Annotated in this window: 19 protein-coding genes; 3 read left to right on the top strand and 16 right to left on the bottom strand. The window is 72.7% G+C overall.

Going from position 1 to position 16,529, the window contains the following annotated elements:
• Window positions 1–3: 3 nt before the first annotated feature.
• Genes C8054_RS23025 through pyrR form a run of 3 tightly spaced genes read right to left on the bottom strand, consistent with a single transcriptional unit; the run spans window position 4 to window position 2,785 of the window.
• Window positions 4–1,281, bottom strand: a complete 1,278-nt coding sequence (locus tag C8054_RS23025) for a dihydroorotase (RefSeq protein WP_107160044.1) — start codon at window positions 1,279–1,281, stop codon at window positions 4–6.
• On the bottom strand, window positions 1,278–2,204 hold the full coding sequence (locus C8054_RS23020; protein WP_107160042.1) for an aspartate carbamoyltransferase catalytic subunit: 927 nt from the start codon (window positions 2,202–2,204) through the stop codon (window positions 1,278–1,280). Before C8054_RS23020 ends, C8054_RS23025 begins: the two co-directional genes overlap by 4 nt.
• Entirely contained in the window at window positions 2,201–2,785 is a 585-nt protein-coding gene (pyrR, locus tag C8054_RS23015; protein ID WP_107160040.1) for a bifunctional pyr operon transcriptional regulator/uracil phosphoribosyltransferase PyrR, read from the bottom strand. The genes C8054_RS23020 and pyrR overlap by 4 nt, the downstream gene beginning before the upstream one ends.
• 286 nt (window positions 2,786–3,071) lie before the next feature.
• Here pyrR and C8054_RS23010 point away from each other — a divergent pair, with 286 nt between their 5' ends.
• Window positions 3,072–3,560, top strand: coding sequence for a transcriptional regulator (locus tag C8054_RS23010; RefSeq protein WP_013285505.1), 489 nt, complete (start codon window positions 3,072–3,074; stop codon window positions 3,558–3,560).
• A gap of 65 nt (window positions 3,561–3,625) precedes the next feature.
• Here the strand turns inward: C8054_RS23010 and nusB are convergent, their stop codons facing one another.
• Genes nusB through aroB form a run of 4 tightly spaced genes read right to left on the bottom strand, consistent with a single transcriptional unit; the run spans window position 3,626 to window position 6,181 of the window.
• Window positions 3,626–4,036, bottom strand: coding sequence for a transcription antitermination factor NusB (gene nusB / locus C8054_RS23005; protein WP_199199890.1), 411 nt, complete (start codon window positions 4,034–4,036; stop codon window positions 3,626–3,628).
• Between the two features lie 23 nt (window positions 4,037–4,059).
• Complete coding sequence (gene efp / locus C8054_RS23000) at window positions 4,060–4,617, bottom strand: elongation factor P (RefSeq protein ID WP_107160036.1); 558 nt, start codon at window positions 4,615–4,617, stop codon at window positions 4,060–4,062.
• A 44-nt stretch (window positions 4,618–4,661) separates the two neighbouring features.
• Entirely contained in the window at window positions 4,662–5,108 is a 447-nt protein-coding gene (aroQ, locus tag C8054_RS22995) for a type II 3-dehydroquinate dehydratase (RefSeq protein ID WP_107160033.1), read from the bottom strand.
• Window positions 5,105–6,181: a 3-dehydroquinate synthase gene (gene aroB, locus C8054_RS22990; protein ID WP_107160031.1), complete on the bottom strand. Its 1,077-nt coding sequence runs from the start codon at window positions 6,179–6,181 to the stop codon at window positions 5,105–5,107. The genes aroQ and aroB overlap by 4 nt, the downstream gene beginning before the upstream one ends.
• 92 nt (window positions 6,182–6,273) lie before the next feature.
• Here aroB and C8054_RS22985 point away from each other — a divergent pair, with 92 nt between their 5' ends.
• Both C8054_RS22985 and C8054_RS22980 read left to right on the top strand, forming a co-directional pair.
• Window positions 6,274–6,774, top strand: a complete 501-nt coding sequence (locus C8054_RS22985) for a DUF2243 domain-containing protein (protein ID WP_107160029.1) — start codon at window positions 6,274–6,276, stop codon at window positions 6,772–6,774.
• Window positions 6,753–7,556 (top strand): cytochrome c oxidase assembly protein, encoded by an 804-nt coding sequence (locus C8054_RS22980; RefSeq protein ID WP_233220062.1) that lies wholly within the window; start codon window positions 6,753–6,755, stop codon window positions 7,554–7,556. Before C8054_RS22985 ends, C8054_RS22980 begins: the two co-directional genes overlap by 22 nt.
• On the opposite strand, the gene C8054_RS22975 is transcribed toward C8054_RS22980, so the two are convergent.
• From C8054_RS22975 to C8054_RS22935, 9 genes are all read right to left on the bottom strand, one after another.
• Window positions 7,546–8,055 (bottom strand): shikimate kinase, encoded by a 510-nt coding sequence (locus C8054_RS22975; RefSeq protein ID WP_107160027.1) that lies wholly within the window; start codon window positions 8,053–8,055, stop codon window positions 7,546–7,548. The genes C8054_RS22980 and C8054_RS22975 overlap by 11 nt on opposite strands.
• Window positions 8,056–8,110: 55 nt before the next feature.
• Window positions 8,111–9,289: a chorismate synthase gene (gene aroC / locus C8054_RS22970; protein ID WP_107160024.1), complete on the bottom strand. Its 1,179-nt coding sequence runs from the start codon at window positions 9,287–9,289 to the stop codon at window positions 8,111–8,113.
• 183 nt (window positions 9,290–9,472) lie between these two features.
• Window positions 9,473–10,285 carry a shikimate dehydrogenase gene (locus tag C8054_RS22965; RefSeq protein WP_107160022.1) on the bottom strand — a complete coding sequence of 271 codons (813 nt, stop codon included), beginning with the start codon at window positions 10,283–10,285 and terminating at the stop codon, window positions 9,473–9,475.
• A complete protein-coding gene (gene mltG, locus C8054_RS22960; RefSeq protein ID WP_107160020.1) occupies window positions 10,285–11,484 on the bottom strand; it encodes an endolytic transglycosylase MltG in 1,200 nt (399 codons plus the stop codon). Before mltG ends, C8054_RS22965 begins: the two co-directional genes overlap by 1 nt.
• Window positions 11,468–11,941: a Holliday junction resolvase RuvX gene (gene ruvX, locus C8054_RS22955; RefSeq protein ID WP_107160018.1), complete on the bottom strand. Its 474-nt coding sequence runs from the start codon at window positions 11,939–11,941 to the stop codon at window positions 11,468–11,470. Before ruvX ends, mltG begins: the two co-directional genes overlap by 17 nt.
• A gap of 190 nt (window positions 11,942–12,131) precedes the next feature.
• Window positions 12,132–14,813 carry an alanine--tRNA ligase gene (gene alaS, locus C8054_RS22950; protein ID WP_107160016.1) on the bottom strand — a complete coding sequence of 894 codons (2,682 nt, stop codon included), beginning with the start codon at window positions 14,811–14,813 and terminating at the stop codon, window positions 12,132–12,134.
• Complete coding sequence (locus tag C8054_RS22945; RefSeq protein WP_107160014.1) at window positions 14,810–15,115, bottom strand: hypothetical protein; 306 nt, start codon at window positions 15,113–15,115, stop codon at window positions 14,810–14,812. Before C8054_RS22945 ends, alaS begins: the two co-directional genes overlap by 4 nt.
• Before the next feature lie 31 nt (window positions 15,116–15,146).
• Entirely contained in the window at window positions 15,147–15,608 is a 462-nt protein-coding gene (locus C8054_RS22940; RefSeq protein WP_107160180.1) for a DUF948 domain-containing protein, read from the bottom strand.
• A 149-nt stretch (window positions 15,609–15,757) separates the two neighbouring features.
• Window positions 15,758–16,456: a hypothetical protein gene (locus C8054_RS22935; protein ID WP_233220093.1), complete on the bottom strand. Its 699-nt coding sequence runs from the start codon at window positions 16,454–16,456 to the stop codon at window positions 15,758–15,760.
• Window positions 16,457–16,529: the final 73 nt, after the last annotated feature.

The following is a 16,529-nucleotide window of genomic DNA, read 5'->3' as shown; positions in this document are numbered from 1 at the left end:
CATCTACTTGACAGCCTTTCCGTCCAGGACCGTCGGCTCGCCACGCAGGAAGGTCGCCACGATGCGACCCGGCAGCGTCATGCGGGCGTACGGGGTGTTGCGACTGCGACTGGCCAGCTCGGCCGGCTCGATCACGCGCCGGGCCGCCGGGTCGACCACTGTCAGGTTGGCCGGCACGCCGGGGGCCGGGTCGAGGCCGTGTCCGGCCAGCCCGGCGATCCGGGCCGGGACCCGCGACATGCGCTCGGCGATCAGGTCCCACCGCGGGCCGAGCACGTCGAGCGCGATGGAGAGCGCGGTCTCCAGGCCGAGCATGCCCGGCCGGGCGTACGCCCACTCGCACTCCTTGTCCTCCACGGCGTGCGGCGCGTGGTCGGTGGCGATGATGTCGATCACGCCCTCGGCCAGCGCGGCGCGCAGCGCGGCGACGTCGGCGGCGGTGCGCAGCGGCGGGTTGACCTTGAAGACCGGGTCGTAACTCTCCGCGCGCTCGTCGGTCAGCAGCAGGTGGTGCGGCGTCACCTCGGCGGTCACCCGCACGCCGCGCGCCTTGGCCTGCCGCAGCACCTCGACGCTGCCGGCGGTGGAGACGTGGCAGACGTGCAGCCGGCTGCCCACGTGCTCGGCGAGCAGCACGTCCCGGGCGATGATCGCCTCCTCGGCCACGGCCGGCCACCCGGTCAGGCCGAGGCGGGTGGAGACCTCGCCCTCGTGCATCTGCGCGCCCTCGGTGAGCCGGGGCTCCTCGGCGTGCTGGGCGATCACCCCGTCGAACGCCTTGACGTACTCCAGCGCGCGGCGCATCAGCCGCGGGTCGGCGACGCAGTGCCCGTCGTCGGAGAAGATCCGCACCCGGGCCGCGGAGTCGGCCATCGCGCCCAGCTCGGCCAGGCGCTCGCCGGCCAGCCCGACGGTGACCGCGCCGATCGGCTGCACGTCGACCAGGCCGGCCTCCCGGCCCAGCCGCCAGACCTGCTCGACCACGCCGGCGGTGTCCGCGACCGGCGAGGTGTTCGCCATCGCGCAGACCGCCGTGTAGCCGCCGAGCGCCGCCGCCCGGGAGCCGGACTCGACCGTCTCGGCGTCCTCCCGGCCGGGTTCGCGCAGGTGGGTGTGCAGGTCGACCAGGCCAGGCAGCGCGACCAGGCCGGTCGCGTCGATGACTGTGGCGTCGTCCGCGGCGAGCCCGTGGCCCGTCCCGGCCACCACGCCGTCGCGGATGAGCAGGTCGGTCGGCTCGCCGCCGACGACGCTGACGCCTGTGATGAGGTACGCGGTCACCGGTTGTTCCCTCCGAGCAGCAGGTAAAGGACGGCCATCCGCACGGAGACCCCGTTGGCGACCTGTTCGACGATGGTGGAGCGGGGCGAGTCGGCGACCTCGGGCGTGATCTCCATGCCCCGGTTCATCGGGCCGGGGTGCATGACGATCGCGTGCTCGGGCAGCCGGCGCATGCGCGGCCCGTCCAGCCCGTAGCGGCGGGCGTACTCGCGGGCCGACGGGAAGTAGGAGTCGCTCATCCGCTCCCGCTGCACCCGCAGCATCATCACCACGTCCACACCGGGTGCAACGGTGTCGAGGTCGTAGGAGACGTCGATGCCGGGAGCGAGCGCGGTCGCGATGTCGACCGGGATGAGCGTCGGCGGGCCGACCAGCGTGACCTTGGCGCCGAGCGTGGTGAGCAGCAGCACGTTGGAGCGGGCCACCCGGGAGTGCAGCACGTCGCCGACGATCGCCACGTGCAGGCCGGCGAGCCGGCCCAGCCGCGACCGCATCGTGTACGCGTCCAGCAGCGCCTGGGTGGGGTGCTCGTGGGTGCCGTCGCCGGCGTTGACCACCGACCCGTCCACCCAGTCGGCCAGCCGGTGCGGCGCGCCGGAGGCGGGGTGCCGGACCACCACCGCGTCGGCGCCCATCGCCTGGAGGGTGAGCGCGGTGTCCTTCAGGCTCTCGCCCTTGGCCACGCTGGACCCCTTGGCGGAAAAGTTGATCACGTCGGCGCTGAGCCGCTTGGCGGCGGCCTCGAACGAGATCCGGGTCCGGGTGGAGTCCTCGTAGAACAGGTTGACCACGGTGCGCCCGCGCAGCGCGGGCAACTTCTTGACCTCCCGGCCGGCCACTGTCGCCATCTCGGCGGCGGTGTCCAGGACCAGGGTGGCGGTGTCGGCGTCCAGGTCGGCGCCGGAGAGCAGGTGCCGGATCATGCGGGAGACCCCCCGTACAACTTGACCTCGTCGGCGCCGTCGGTCTCGGCGAGGGTGACCTTGACGTTCTCGGCCAACGCGGTGGGGATGTTCTTGCCCACGTAGTCGGCGCGGATCGGCAGTTGGCGGTGGCCGCGGTCGACCAGGACGGCGAGTTGCACGGAGGCCGGGCGGCCGACGTCGCTGAGCGCGTCCAGCGCGGCCCGCACGGTACGGCCGGAGAAGAGCACGTCGTCGACGAGCACGACCCGCCGGCCGTCGATCCCGCCCGACGGCAGGTCGGTCGGGCCGACCGCGCGGGTGGCGTGCCGACGCAGGTCGTCGCGGTAGAGCGTGATGTCGAGCACGCCCACCGGAACGGTCACGTCCTCGAACGTGCTGATCCGGGCCGCGAGGCGGCGGGCCAGGGGCACACCCCGGGTGGGGATGCCGAGCAGCACGGTGTCGGCGGCGCCCTGGGTCTTCTCCAGGATCTGGTGGGCGATGCGGTCGACCACCCGCGAGACGTCGGCGGCGGCGAGGATCACCTTCACCGAGGGTTGTCGCGGCGGCGACGAATGGGCAGCCGGTGGGTAGGCCACGGCGGACCTCCTTCCCCGCCTCACGGGACGGGTCGTTAAAGGACGTCTATCGACTCCGGCGGACCCACGCGGGGCCCGGACCGGGGCTCCACGCCACGTTACCAGCGGTCACCGGCCCCGCTGCCGCCGGTCCTGACCTGCCGGTCAGCCCGGCGAAATGCGGACAAGCCACACCGGCCCGTCGAACCTCCCCGACACCACCACTTGACCAGTTGTCGCAATCCCCGTACCGTCACGCTCCGTAGCGATAGCTGGGAGAACCCCGAGCAGCACTGGGAGTGTCCGAATGCCCTCTGAATACGCCAAGTCGCTGGGCGCCCGCCTGCGCTCCATCCGCCAGCAGCAGGGCCTGTCCCTGCAGGGGGTGGAGGAGAAGTCGAACGGGCGGTGGAAGGCCGTGGTGGTCGGCTCGTACGAGCGCGGCGACCGCGCCGTCACCGTGTCCCGCCTGGCGGAGCTGGCCGACTTCTACCGCGTTCCCGTCTCGGAGCTGCTGCCCGACGGCAGCGGGGTGCGTCACGAGCCCACCAGCAAGATCGTGCTGGACCTGGAGCGGCTCTACGACGAGGCCTCCGAGGATCTGGCCTACGTCGCCCGGTACGCCCGCGCCATCCAGCAGCAGCGCGGCGACTACAACGGCCGGGTGCTCTCCATCCGCGCCGACGACCTGCGGGCCCTCGCGATCGTCTACGACGCCTCACCGTCGGGCCTGATCGAGCGGCTCACCGAGCACGGTGTGCTGGTCGCCGACCCGCGGGCGTTCTTCGCCTCCTGAGCCACGCACCACGAGGGGCCCGTGCCGGACGGCACGGGCCCCTCGTCGTCACCAGGTGCGGAGCCTCAGCGGCTGGCGTACTCGGCGATCCGGCCGAGAATGCCGTTGAGGAAGCGGGGCGAGTCGTCGGTCGACATCTGCCGGGCCAGCTCGACGGCCTCGCTGATCGCCACCGCGTCGTCGATCTCGTCGACGTAGAGCAACTCGTACACGGCGATCCGGGCGAGGTTGCGGTCGACCACCGGCATCCGGTCCAGCGTCCACCCCTCGGCGTAGCTGGCGATGATCTCGTCGATCCGGTCGAGGTGCGCCGCGACGCCCTCGACCAGCCCGACCGCGTAGCCGAGGTGGTCGGGGCGGGGCTGCTCGATCCGCTCCAGGTAGCCGGCGAGCACCTCGACCGGCGGCCGGTCCCGCAGGTCGGCCTCGAAGAGCACGTCCAGCGCCCGCTTGCGCGCCTTGCGGCGCGCCGGCATCTGCTGCTTCGGACCCTCGGCCATCAGGCTCGGCCGAGGTAACGGCCGTCGCGGGTGTCGACCTTGATCTTCTCACCGGTGGTGATGAACAGCGGCACCTGGACGGTGGCGCCGGTCTCGACCGTGGCCGGCTTGTTGCCGCCGGTCGACCGGTCGCCCTGCAGGCCCGGCTCGGTGTAGGTGACCTCGAGCACGACCGAGGTCGGCAGCTCGATGTAGAGCGGGACGCCCTCGTGGGTGGCGACGGTCGCCTCGGCCTCCGGGAGGAGGTAGTTGGCGGCCTCGCCGACGGTGCCGCCCATCACGGTGATCTGGTCGAACGTCTCCAGATCCATGAAGACGTAGTCCTCGCCGTCGGCGTACAGGTACTGCATGGTGCGCTTGTCGACGGTGGCGGTCTCGACCTTGGTGCCCGCGTTGAAGGTCTTGTCGACCACCTTGCCGGACAGCACGTTCTTCAGCGTGGTACGCACGAACGCACCACCCTTACCGGGCTTGACGTGCTGGAACTCGACGACGGCCCACAGCTCGCCGTCCAGGTTGAGTACCAGGCCGTTCTTCAGGTCGTTGGTGGAGGCCATTTCCTGCCTTGATCATCAATTGGCGGACGGACCCAGCAAGTCTACTAGCTGTGTCGAATCGGACTCGCGCGCTGCGCGAGGTGGTGCAGGGCCAGGCGGTAGCCATCCACGCCCAGGCCGCAGATCACGCCGGTGGCCACCGCCGAGACCACCGAACGGTGCCGGAACTCCTCCCGGGCGTGGATGTTGGAGATGTGCACCTCGACCAGCGGGCCACGCAGCATGGCGCAGGCGTCCCGGACCGCTATCGAGTAGTGCGACCAGGCGGCCGGGTTCAACACCACCGCGGCCTCCTCGTCCGCCGCCTGGTGCAGCCAGCCCAGCAGCTCATGCTCGGCGTCGGTCTGCCGGACCACCACGTCCAGGCCCAGCTCCCGCCCGGTCCGCTCGCACAGGGCGACCAGGTCGGCGTAACTGGTCACGCCGTACACGTCGACCTGGCGGGTGCCGAGGCGGCCCAGGTTCGGCCCGTTGAGCACGTACGCCCTCACGAGCTGATCTCCCGGTAGGCCGCGGCCAGCAGCTCGTCCGGCGGGGCCTCCAGGATGGCCGGGCGGGCCAGGCCGTCCAGCACCACGAACCGCAGCCGGCTCCCCCGGGCCTTCTTGTCCACCCGCATCGCGGCGAGCAGCTCCGGCCAGGCGTCCGCCCGGTAGCCGGTGGGCAGGTCGAGCGCGGTCAGCACGTCCCGGTGCCGGCGCGCGGTGGAATCGTCGAGCCGGCCGGCGAGCCGCGCGAGGGTGGCGGCGTAGACCAGCCCGACGGCTACCGCGTGACCGTGCCGCCAGCGGTACCCCTCCACCTTCTCGATCGCGTGAGCGAGCGTGTGCCCGTAGTTGAGCACCTCGCGCACCCCGGACTCGCGCAGGTCACCGCCGACCACGTCGGCCTTGACCCGTACCGCCCGCTCGACCAGCTCCCGGACCACCGGGCCGGTCGGGTCCAGCGCGGCCGTCGGGTCCCGCTCGACCAGGTCGAGGATCACCGGGTCGGCGATGAAGCCGCACTTGACCACCTCGGCCATCCCGGCGGCCAGGTCGGCCGGGGGCAGCGCGTCCAGCGTCGCCAGGTCGCAGAGCACGCCGGCCGGCGGATGGAACGCGCCGACCAGGTTCTTGCCGGCGGCCGTGTTGATCCCGGTCTTGCCGCCGACCGCCGCGTCGACCATGCCGAGCAGCGAGGTCGCCACCGGCACCCAGCGCACCCCGCGCAGCCAACTGGCCGCGACGAAGCCGGCCAGGTCGGTCACCGCGCCGCCGCCCACCCCGACCACCGCGTCGGTCCGGGTGAAACCGGCCACGCCGAGCCGGTCCCAGCAGGCGGCGGCCACGTCGACGTGCTTGCCCGCCTCGGCGTCCGGCACCTCCACCAACAGCGGCGTGACGCCGTCGGCGCGGGCCCGCTCGGCGAGCCGCTCGGCCAGCGCCTTGAGCGGCGGAGCGTACAGGTAGGCCACCCGCTCCGCGCCGGGCAGCAGCTCGGGCGGCGGGTCGAGCAGGTCGCGTCCCACCAGCACGTCGTACGGCCGTTCGCCGCCGACCGGGATCCGGGTCACCTCGTCCATCGCCGGCAGCCTAGTCCAGCGCCCGCCCCCGGCGCGGCGACTGTCCACTCCGTGGGGCGTTTGTCCGGCCCCGCCCCGGGTAGGGCGGCGGAATGAGCATCCGTCTTCCCGCCACGATCCTCGGTGTCGGCCTCGGTGGCTTCGTCGACGGCATCGCGTTGCACCAGGTCCTCCAGTGGCACCACATGCTCAGCAGCACCGCCACCGACCGGGTCGGGATCCGGGACTACCCGGTCGACACCGTGCCCGGCCTGCAGATGAACACGCTGTGGGACGGCCTGTTCCACGTCGTCACCTGGGTGGCGGTGCTGACCGGGCTGGCCCTGCTCTACGCCCGGGTGACCCGGTCCCGGGGCCGGCTCTGGCGCTCCGGAATGCTCTGGGGCTGGGTGCTCGTCGGCTGGGGCCTGTTCAACCTGGTGGAGGGCGTCGTCGACCACCACCTGCTCGGCATCCACCACGTTCGTGGCGGCCCGTACCAGACCTGGTGGGATCTCGGTTTCCTGGCGCTCGGCGTCCTCCTGGTCGCGGTCGGCTGGGCGATCCAGCGGCGGGCCGACGCGATCGACCTGTGCGCGGCGCGGACGCGGTGAGCCACGCCGGGCACGCCGGCGGCTTCCCGGCGACCGCGCTGCTCCCGGCCGTCCTGTTCTGGGCCTACCTGGCCGCGGCGCTGCGGCTGCGCGACCCGGGCGGCCCCGGCTGGGCGCACCGGCGGACCGTCAGCTTCGGGCTGGGCACGCTGCTCGTGGCGGCGGGGCTGCTCGCGCCCGGCGACGACTTCGTCGGGCACATGTGGCAGCACCTGCTGATCGGCATGCTGGCGCCGCTGGCGCTGGTGCTCGGTGCGCCGGTCACCCTGCTGCTGCGCACCCTGGACCGGCGCGTCGCCCGCCGGCTGGTCCACCTGCTGCGGCACCCGGCCGCGCGGGTGCTCGGTCACCCGGTGACCGGCCTGCTGCTCACCGCCGGCGGCCTGTGGCTGCTCTACCTCACCCCGCTGTACCGGGCGACGCTGGAGTACCCGCTGCTGCACCCGCTGGTGCAGGCGCACTTCCTGCTCAGCGGCGCCCTGTTCGCCTGGTCGGTCGCCGGCCCGGACCCCGGCCCGCACCGCCCCCGGGTGCCGGTACGCCTCGTGGTGCTCGGCGCCGGCGTCGCCGCGCACGCCACGATCGCTCAACTGCTCTACGCCGGCGTGCTCGTCGACGTGCCGGCCACCGGCGCCGAGCTGCGGGCCGGCGCCACGCTCATGTACTACCTCGGTGACCTGGCCGAGATCGCCCTCGCGCTCGCCTTGCTGGCCACCTGGCGGCCGGAGCGCCCGGCCGGCCGCCCGGCAACCCGGCCCGCCGCCACGGCGGTCAGGGCTTGACCAGGGCGGCGATCTCGGCGGCCAGGTCCTCCGGCGCGCGGCCGTCGGTCACCACGGTCGCGGTCGCCACCTCGGCGTACAGCGGGCGGCGCTGGTCCAGCAGGTGCTTGAGCGTGGCCCGGGGGTTCAACGCCAGCAGCGGCCGGCCGGCGCCCAGCCCGACCCGCCGGATCGCGTCCGGCAGCTCCACCGACAGGTGCACCACCGTGTGGCCGATCAGCGCGGCCCGGTTCTCCTCCGCCAGGACCGCGCCGCCGCCGAGCGCGAGCACACCGGCGTGCGAGGCCAGCGCCGCCGCCACGGCGGCCCGCTCCAGCGTACGGAAATGGTCCTCGCCGTCGTCGACGAAGATCTCCGGGATCGGCTTGCCGGCCAGGCGCTCGATGTCCGTGTCGGTGTCCCGGAAGTCGACGCCGAGCGCGGCGGCCAGCGCCGTGCCCACCGTGGTCTTGCCGGAACCGGGCGCCCCGACCAGCACGCAGACCGGCCGGGTGCTCACTGCGCCAGCCTTCCGTTCGCGACTGCGGGACTCCGCTTCGCTGCGTTCCTCGCGCTCATCGAACGACCAGGCTGTCGAGGTAGCTCGCCAGGTTGCGGCGCATCTCGGCGACCGAGTCGCCGCCGAACTTCTCCACCGCGGCCTCGGCCAGCACGAGCGCCACCATGGCCTCGGCGACCACCGCCGCCGCCGGCACCGCGCACACGTCGGAACGCTGGTTGATCGCGGTGGCCGGCTCGCCGGTGGTCACGTCGATCGTCGCGAGCGCGCGGTTCAGCGACGAGATCGGCTTCATCGCCGCCTTCACCCGCAGCGGCTCGCCGGTGGTGATGCCGCCCTCCAGACCACCCGCCCGGTCGGTGACCCGACGCACACCCGTCGCGGTGGGGATGATCTCGTCGTGCGCCTCCGAGCCACGGGAACGCGCCTGCTGCCACCCGTCGCCGATCTCGACGCCCTTGATCGCCTGGATCGACATCAGCGCGGTGGCCAGCCGGGCGTCGAGCTTGCGGTCCCACTGCACGTGACTGCCCAGACCCGGCGGCACGCCGTACGCGAGCACCTCGACCACGCCGCCGAGCGTGTCGGCGTCCTTCTTCGCGGCGTCGACCTCGGCGACCATCCGGGCGCTCGCCTCGGCGTCGAGGCAGCGCAGCGGATCCGCGTCGATCCGCGCGGCGTCGGACGGGGTGGGCCGCAGGCCCGGCTTAGCCGCCACCGGCCCCAACTCCACCACGTGCGACACGATCTCGACGCCGAGCGCCTGCCGGACGAGGGCCTTGGCGACCGTGCCCACGGCGACCCGGGCGGCGGTCTCCCGGGCGCTGGCGCGCTCCAGGATCGGCCGGGCGTCGGTGTGCCCGTACTTCTGCATGCCGGCCAGGTCGGCGTGGCCCGGACGGGGACGGGTCAGCGGGGCGTTGCGCGCCTGGCGGGCCAGTTCGTCGGCGTCGACCGGGTCGGCGGCCATCACGGTCTGCCACTTCGGCCACTCCGAGTTGCCCACCCGGATCGCCACCGGGCTGCCCAGCGTCACGCCGTGCCGTAGCCCACCGATGACCTCGATCTCATCCTGCTCGAACGCCATCCGGGCACCCCGGCCGTAGCCGAGCCGGCGGCGGGCCAGCTCACCGGAGATCTCCCCGATGGTCACCTCGATGCCGGCGGGCACCCCCTCCATCAGCGCGACGAGGGCGGGTCCGTGCGATTCACCTGCAGTCAGCCAGCGCAACACAGCGGACAGTCTGTCACGCCAGGCGCTCACCGCTGTATGCCGGCCACCGCGTCCCGCCCTGCGGACAGGATCGTTCCGCCCCGCCCGCTCGCTCACCCGCTCGTTAGGCGGGGGCCCCGCTTAACCGCGCGGTGTTAAGCGGGGGCCCCGCCTCTACCGAAAGCGTTAAGCGGGGCCCCCGCCTTAACCCTCCAGCGCGGCGCGCATCGCGGCGCGCGGCGCGGCGACGCCGGTGAAGTGCTCGAACTGCCCGATCGCCTGGGCCAGCAGCAGGTCCAGCCCGGAGATCACCCGGCAGCCGGCGGCCAGCGCCGCAGCCGCGAGCGGGGTCGGCCACGGATCGTAGAGCGCGTCGAAGAGCACCGTCTCCGGCCGCCAGTCGAAGTTCTCGGCGAGCGGGTCGGCTACGCCCTTCGGCACGGTGGAGATCACCAGGTCGGCGCGGGCGTGCGCGGGCGCGCCGTCCCACTCCGCGCCGGCCAGCGGCACCCCGGCCGCCGCCGCCACCGGGCGCAGTTCGTCGACCGCCTCCGGGCGGCGGGCCACCACGGTCACCTCGGCCGCACCGATCCGGGCCGCCGCCGCGATCGCCGCGCGGGCGGTGCCGCCGGCGCCGAGCACCGTGACCACCGCCCCGGCCACGCAACCCGCGCCGCCGATCACCTCGACCATGCCGGTCACGTCGGTGTTGTCCGCGTACCAGGTGCCGTCGGGTCGGCGTACCAGCGTGTTGGCGGCACCGACCGCGGCGGCGACCGGCGAGACCTCGGCGGCCAGCGCGAGCGCCGCCTCCTTGCCGGGCATGGTCACCGACAGCCCGGCCCACTCCGGGCCGAGGCCCGCGACCAGGCCGGGCAGCTCGTCCGCGTCGGCCTCGATCGTCGTGTACGACCAGCCGGTCAGGCCGGCCGCAGCGTAACCGGCCGAGTGGATCGCCGGGGACAGCGAGTGGGCGATCGGCTTGCCGACCACCGCCGCACGGTGTGGGGCGGCCATCAGATGATCCCGGCCTCCTTGGCCTTCTGCTCGTTGCGCCGCTGCTCCTCGTAGGTCTCGGCGAAGGCCGAGTGGCCCTCCTTGTCGATCGCCACGAAGAAGAGCCACTTGCCCGGCGGGGGAGCCATCGCCCCTTCCAGGGCCTGTTTTCCCGGGTTGTTGATCGGCGTGGGCACGAGACCGCGCAGCTTACGGTTGTACGGGTTCTTCGGGTTGTCCAGCTCGGCCGGCGTCATGTCCTTGGACGCCTTGGTCTTCTGCCCGGTCAGCTCCAGGTAGTAGTTGACCGTGACGTCCATCTCCAGGCAGTTGCAGGGGAACTCGCCGTAGACCCGGTTGTAGGCGACCCGGGCGACCTTGCCCAGGTCGTCCGGGTTGCCCGCCTCGGCCTGCGCCAGCGACGCGACGACAAGCGCCTCGTACGGGCTGACCCCGCCGCGTTCCGCCTGCACCCGGTCGGCGAACTTCATCTCGCCGGTGACCGTGAGGAAGTTCTCCACCATCAGCTTGAGCACGGTCGTGGCGGTGGCCTTCGGCGGGATCTCGTAAGTGTCGGGGAAGAGGAAACCCTCGATCGAGGGCTTGATCTTCTTGCCGTCGGAGCGCTTGAACCACCAGTCCGGTACGCCCAGCGCCTCCGGGTCCTTCGCCGCGGTCTCGAACTCCTTGACCGGGATGTCGGTCTTCTCGGAGAGCAGCTTGTAGACGTTCTTCGCGGTGCGCCCCTCGGGGATGGTGAGCCCGTTGACGATCTTGTTCTTCAGGTCCAGCATGGCCGTCACCGCCGCGTCGCCGCTCATCTGCTTGCGCAGCTTGTACGTGCCGGGCTGGATGTTCTTGCTGCGCGCGTTCTCCTCGGCGGCCTCGATGAACGCCTTGGTGCTCTTCACCACATCGGCGGCCACCAGCGCGTCGGCCATGTCGGCGATCAGCGCGCCCTGCTTGATCTCGACGATCGCCTCACCGGTGCCGGAGCCGTCGTAGTCGGGGGTGACGAAGTAGTTCTGGATGCGGTCGAAGCCGTAGTAGGCGCCGCCACCGATGCCGCCAAGCAGGATCAGCGCGAGCGCGAGCGCGAGGAGGGTCTTGCCCCGGCTGCCGCCGGACCTGCCCTGGCGCCGACGCACCGCGCCGCGCCGGTGCCGGCCCTTCTCCCCCCTCTCCTGCTCGTCGAAGCCCAGATCAAGATCGTCGATCATCCGTCCGCCTCCGCTGTGCGTCCAACCAGCTCTGCAGGATCTCCACCGCGGCGGCCTGGTCGACCACCGCTCGTTGACGCTTTCCCCGGACGCCCCGCTCGGCCAGCCTACGACTCGCGACGACGGTCGACATCCGCTCGTCCGTCAGCGTCACCGGAATCGGCCCCATTACATCCGCCAAACGGGTGGCATAGGCCGATACGTTCACCGCCGCCGGCCCGTGCTTTCCGGCGAGGTTGACCGGGAGGCCGACGACGATCCCGACCGCCTCGTGCTCGGCCGCCAGCCGGACCAGCTCGGCCATGTCGGCGGGCACCGTGTCCGGTTCGGCGGTCAGGTCCCGGGCCAGGGTGACAAGCGGCGTGGCGAGGATGCCGTGCGGGTCGGACCGGGACACCCCGACCCGGACCTGGCCGACGTCCACCCCCAGTCGGACACCTCGGGACAACTCAACCATCTACCGGGCACCTCCTTCAGCCGGTACGGGCCAGGGCGGACCATCCGGTCCGCCCTGGCATCGATCGGTGCGTTCGCTCATGCGGCGCGGCCGGGCATGCGCTCACGGCCCTCGCTCCGCTCGGTGCGTTCGCTCATGCCGTGCCAGCCGGGCATGCGCTCACGGCCCTCGCTCCGCTCGGTGCGTTCGCTCATGCCGCGTCGGCGATCGCCTTCTCCACGGTGGCCAGCAGGCTCGGCGCCTCCGTGGCGGGCAGACCGCCGCCCTGGGCCAGGTCGTCGCTGCCGCCGCCCCGACCGGAGAACGCGGCCTTGACCAGGTCCTTCGCGCTCAGGCCCCGACTCCGGGCGGCGGCGTTGACGGCCACCACCAGGGACGCCTTGCCGTTCGCCCGGGCCGCCACCGCGACCACCGCCGGGCGGGCCGCGTCGATCCGCCCCCGGATCTCCTGCGCGAGGGTCCGCACGTCGTTGGCCGCCGCGCCCTCGGGCGCCTCGGTGCCCACGTACGCGACGCCGCGCACGTCCTTCGCCTGCGCCGCGAGCGCGCCCGCCCCACCGAGCACGAGCTGGGCGCGGAGCTTCTCCAGCTCCTTCTCCGCGTCCCGCAACTGGGTGACTGTCTGCTCCACCCGGTCGGCGACCTGCTCGCCCGGCACCCGGAACAGCTCGGCCAGCCGGGACACCAGCAGGTGCTCGCGGGCCAGGAAGCCGAACGCGTCCATGCCGACGAGCGCCTCGATCCGGCGCACACCGGAGCCGACCGACGCCTCGGAGAGGATCTTGACCAGGCCGAGCTGGGCCGAGCGGGCCACGTGCGTACCACCGCACAGCTCCCGGGCGTAGTCACCGACCTCGACCACCCGGACCCGCTCGCCGTACTTCTCGCCGAACAACGCCATCGCGCCGATCCGACGGGCCTCCTCCTGGCTGGTGACGAACGCGTGCACCTCCAGGTCGGCCAGGAGCACCTCGTTGACCTGCTGCTCCACGTCGTGCAGCACGCTCGGCGCCACCCCGGTCGGGGTGTTGAAGTCGAACCGCAGCCGGCCCGGCGCGTTCAGCGAACCCGCCTGGGTGGCCGACTCGCCGAGGAAGTTCCGCATGGTCTGGTGCACCAGGTGCGTCGCGGTGTGAGACCGGGAGATGGCCCGCCGGCGGGACGCGTCGATCTCCGCGTACCCGGTCTCCCCGGCGCGGACCTCGCCGCGCACCACCCGGGCCCGGTGCACGATCAGGCCGGGCACCGGCTGCTGCACGTCGAAGACCTCGACCTGCCCGCCACCGACCGTGATCAGACCCTGGTCGGGCTGCTGCCCACCGCCCTCGGCGTAGAACGGGGTGGTGTCGAGCACCAGCTCGATCGTGTCCCCCTCGGCCGCGGCGGCCACCGAGGCGCCGCCGGCCAGCAGCGCGCGCACCCGGGACTCCCGGTTCAGCTCGGTGTAGCCGGTGAACTCCACCGGCCCGCCGCCGTCGAGCACCGACCGGTACGCCGACACGTCGGTGTGCCCGGTCTTGCGCGCCTGCGCGTCCGCCTTGGCGCGGCTGCGCTGGTCGGCCATCAGCCGGCGGAAGCCGTCCGCGTCCACCTGGAGGCCCTGTTCCGCGGCGATCTCCAGGGTCAGGTCGATCGGGAAGCCGTACGTGTCGTGCAGCTGGAACGCCTTGTCACCGGAAAGCGCCGGCTTGCCCGCCGACTTCGTCTCCGCGATCGCGGTGTCCAGGATGGTGGTGCCGGCGCGCAGCGTGGCGAGGAACGCGTCCTCCTCGGCGTACGCGTACTGGGAGATCCGGCCGAACTCCTCGGCCAGCTCCGGGTACGACGGGGCCATGCAGTCCCGGGCCACCGGCAGCAGCTCCGGCAGCGCCCGGTCCTGGTAGCCCAGCAGCCGCACCGAGCGGATCGCCCGGCGCATGATCCGGCGCAGCACGTAGCCGCGGCCCTCGTTCGACGGGGTGACGCCGTCGCCGATCAGCATCAGCGCGGTGCGCACGTGGTCGGCGATCACCCGCAGTCGCACGTCGTCCGGGTGCGACTGGTGGGCCGCGTGCCCGGAGTGCGCGCCGTACCGCTTGCCGGTCAGCTCGGCCGCCCGGTCCAGGATCGGCTTGACCTCGTCGATCTCGTAGAGGTTGTCCACGCCCTGCAGCAGCGAGGCCATCCGCTCCAGGCCCATGCCGGTGTCGATGTTCTTCGCCGGCAGGTCGCCGAGGATCGGGAAGTCCTCCTTGCCGACACCCGGGCCGCGCTCGAACTGCATGAAGACGAGGTTCCAGAACTCCAGGTAGCGGTCCTCGTCGACCTCCGGGCCACCCTCGCGGCCGTACTCCGGACCGCGGTCGTAGTAGAGCTCCGAACACGGGCCGCACGGCCCGGGGATGCCCATCGACCAGAAGTTGTCGGCCTTGCCGCGGCGCACGATCCGCTCGGCCGGCACGCCGGTGGCGCGCCAGATGTCGTACGCCTCGTCGTCGTCGAGATAGACCGTCGCCCAGATCCGCTCCGGGTCCAGCCCGAAGCCGCCCGCCTCGACCGACTTGGTGGCCAGGTCCCAGGCGAGCGGGATCGCCCCGTCCTTGAAGTAGTCACCGAACGAGAAGTTGCCGTTCATCTGGAAAAACGTGCCGTGCCGGCTGGTCTTGCCGACCTCGTCGATGTCCGGCGTCCGGATGCACTTCTGCACACTCGCCGCCCGGTCGAACGGCGGGGACTGCTGCCCGAGGAAGTAGGGCACGAACTGCACCATGCCCGCGTTGATGAACAGCAGGTTCGGGTCGCTGATGGCGGGCAGCGGAGCGGACGGCACCACGGCGTGCCCGTTCGCCTCGAAGTGGGCGAGGAACCGCCGCTTGATCTCCGCCGTCTTCATCGCTGGTGCTCCTCCGGGAAAATCTGCCGGTCACCGATCCGCGGGTCCTCCCGCAGCTCGGCGAACTCGTCGTCGTACGCCTCGCCGCGGGCGAAGGCCTCGTGGATCTCCTGCTCGCGCTCGGCCATCGAGACCCGGACGTCGTCCACGAAGGCGCGCACCGACTCGACCAGACCACCGGCGGACTCGGACAGCCCGTTGGCGATGCCCGCCGGGGTGTACGCCTGCGCGGTCCGGGTGGCCTTACGCACCACCAGGACGCCCACGGCCAGCCCGATGCCCAGCCAGAACAACCGCCTCATGCTCTCATCCTTCCCGCGTACGCCGTGGGGGTCAGCGGTTGCCGCGCTTGGCGGCCCGACGCTGCTGCTTGATGGTGTCGCGCACCTCGCGCTCGGTCTCGGCGTGCCGGCGGGCGGAGGCGGCCTTGCGCACGCCGTAACCGAACGCGGCCACCTTCACCAGCGGGTTGGCAGCCGCCGCGGAGACCACGGTGGCCAGGTTCGCCACGTTCGCGGTGACGTTCTGCGCGTGGCTGGTCATGGTGTCCACCTTGGCGAGCTGGAGGTTCACCCCGTCCAGCGACGTCTGCACCTGCTCCAGCGCCACGTTGACGTTCTTCACCGTGGTGTTCACGTCCCCCAGCAGCGGCCCGGTGCGCTCGTTCAGGTCGCCGATCATGCGGGTCGTCGCGTCGACGGTGTGTCGCAGCCGCAGGATCGGCACCGCCAGCACGAGCACCAGCATCAGGAACGCACCGGCCGCGATCAGCGCAGCGATCTCTCCACCACTCACGCGCATGTCCTCCTCAAGCATTGTCCCGGGACCCGACGCCCCGGAACGCGCGACCGTACCTGCCCACGTCGCGCCCCGCCGGCCCGGTGGTCACCGGACGCGGGCGGGCGCGCCAGCCCCAGACCCTACCGTCCGTGAGGGAAGTCGGCTCACGACGGTGAGGGGGTCGGCTCGCCGAGCGGGTCGTCGGTGAGGGTGGGGAACGGATCCTCACCGGTGAGTGACGGATCGGTGGTCGGCGTCGGGCCGGTGCGCTCGTCGTCGATCGCGTTGCGCACCTTCACCGACACCAACGAGCCGGTGCACGTCGCCGCTGCGGGCGCGGGCGGCGCGGACGGCGCCGGCTCCCCGTCCACCGGCGGCGGCGTGCAGGCGGGGTCGCGGACCCACAGGTCGAGCGTGAGCTCGTCCCGCCGCCAGCAGGTGTAGCTGCCCTCGACCTGCTCCTCCGGGCAGCGGTCGACCTTCCAACGCCGCCAACCGTCCTGGGCCAGGGCCTGCTCGTAGACGGCGACGGTCTGCTTCCACCCCTGGTCGGACTCGACCGCGCGTTCCCGCAGCCGGCAGTCCTGAAGGCACCAGCGGCTGCCGCTGACGTTGTCGACCGTCTTCGTCGCCGCCCAGGAGGGCACGTCGAGCGCGTCGAGCGTGTCGAAGACCGGGTCCCGGCTGAGCGTCCGCATCCCGAAGTAGAGCGGGACCGCGCCCAGCAGCACGAGACTGACAAGCGCGAGGAGGCCCATCCGTAGCCGGCGCCGTTCGCGCATCTGCCGACGCAGTTCGGAGCGGGCGCCGCGCAGGCCACCGGCCTCCGCCCCGTCCGCACCGGGGCCGGCCGGTCGCGGCACGGGCTCGTCGCCCGCGCCGGGCCGCGGCCCCGCCGCCTCCCCCGGCGGCTGGCTGCTGGTCGGGCGGACCGAG

This window comes from Micromonospora sp. RP3T (assembly GCF_003027925.1).
GTDB lineage: Bacteria > Actinomycetota > Actinomycetes > Mycobacteriales > Micromonosporaceae > Micromonospora.
This window is presented reverse-complemented; position numbering and strand designations above follow the sequence as displayed.

Excerpts from the sequence above, each read along its gene's own strand:
- C8054_RS23020 (WP_107160042.1), bottom strand. The coding sequence starts at position 2,204 with ATGATCCGGCACCTGCTCTCCGGCGCCGACCTGGACGCCGACACCGCC.
- C8054_RS23010 (WP_013285505.1), top strand. The coding sequence starts at position 3,072 with ATGCCCTCTGAATACGCCAAGTCGCTGGGCGCCCGCCTGCGCTCCATC.
- nusB (WP_199199890.1), bottom strand. The coding sequence starts at position 4,036 with ATGCCGGCGCGCCGCAAGGCGCGCAAGCGGGCGCTGGACGTGCTCTTC.
- efp (WP_107160036.1), bottom strand. The coding sequence starts at position 4,617 with ATGGCCTCCACCAACGACCTGAAGAACGGCCTGGTACTCAACCTGGAC.
- aroB (WP_107160031.1), bottom strand. The coding sequence starts at position 6,181 with ATGGACGAGGTGACCCGGATCCCGGTCGGCGGCGAACGGCCGTACGAC.
- C8054_RS22985 (WP_107160029.1), top strand. The coding sequence starts at position 6,274 with ATGAGCATCCGTCTTCCCGCCACGATCCTCGGTGTCGGCCTCGGTGGC.
- C8054_RS22965 (WP_107160022.1), bottom strand. The coding sequence starts at position 10,285 with ATGGCCGCCCCACACCGTGCGGCGGTGGTCGGCAAGCCGATCGCCCAC.
- mltG (WP_107160020.1), bottom strand. The coding sequence starts at position 11,484 with ATGATCGACGATCTTGATCTGGGCTTCGACGAGCAGGAGAGGGGGGAG.
- ruvX (WP_107160018.1), bottom strand. The coding sequence starts at position 11,941 with ATGGTTGAGTTGTCCCGAGGTGTCCGACTGGGGGTGGACGTCGGCCAG.
- alaS (WP_107160016.1), bottom strand. The coding sequence starts at position 14,813 with ATGAAGACGGCGGAGATCAAGCGGCGGTTCCTCGCCCACTTCGAGGCG.
- C8054_RS22945 (WP_107160014.1), bottom strand. The coding sequence starts at position 15,115 with ATGAGGCGGTTGTTCTGGCTGGGCATCGGGCTGGCCGTGGGCGTCCTG.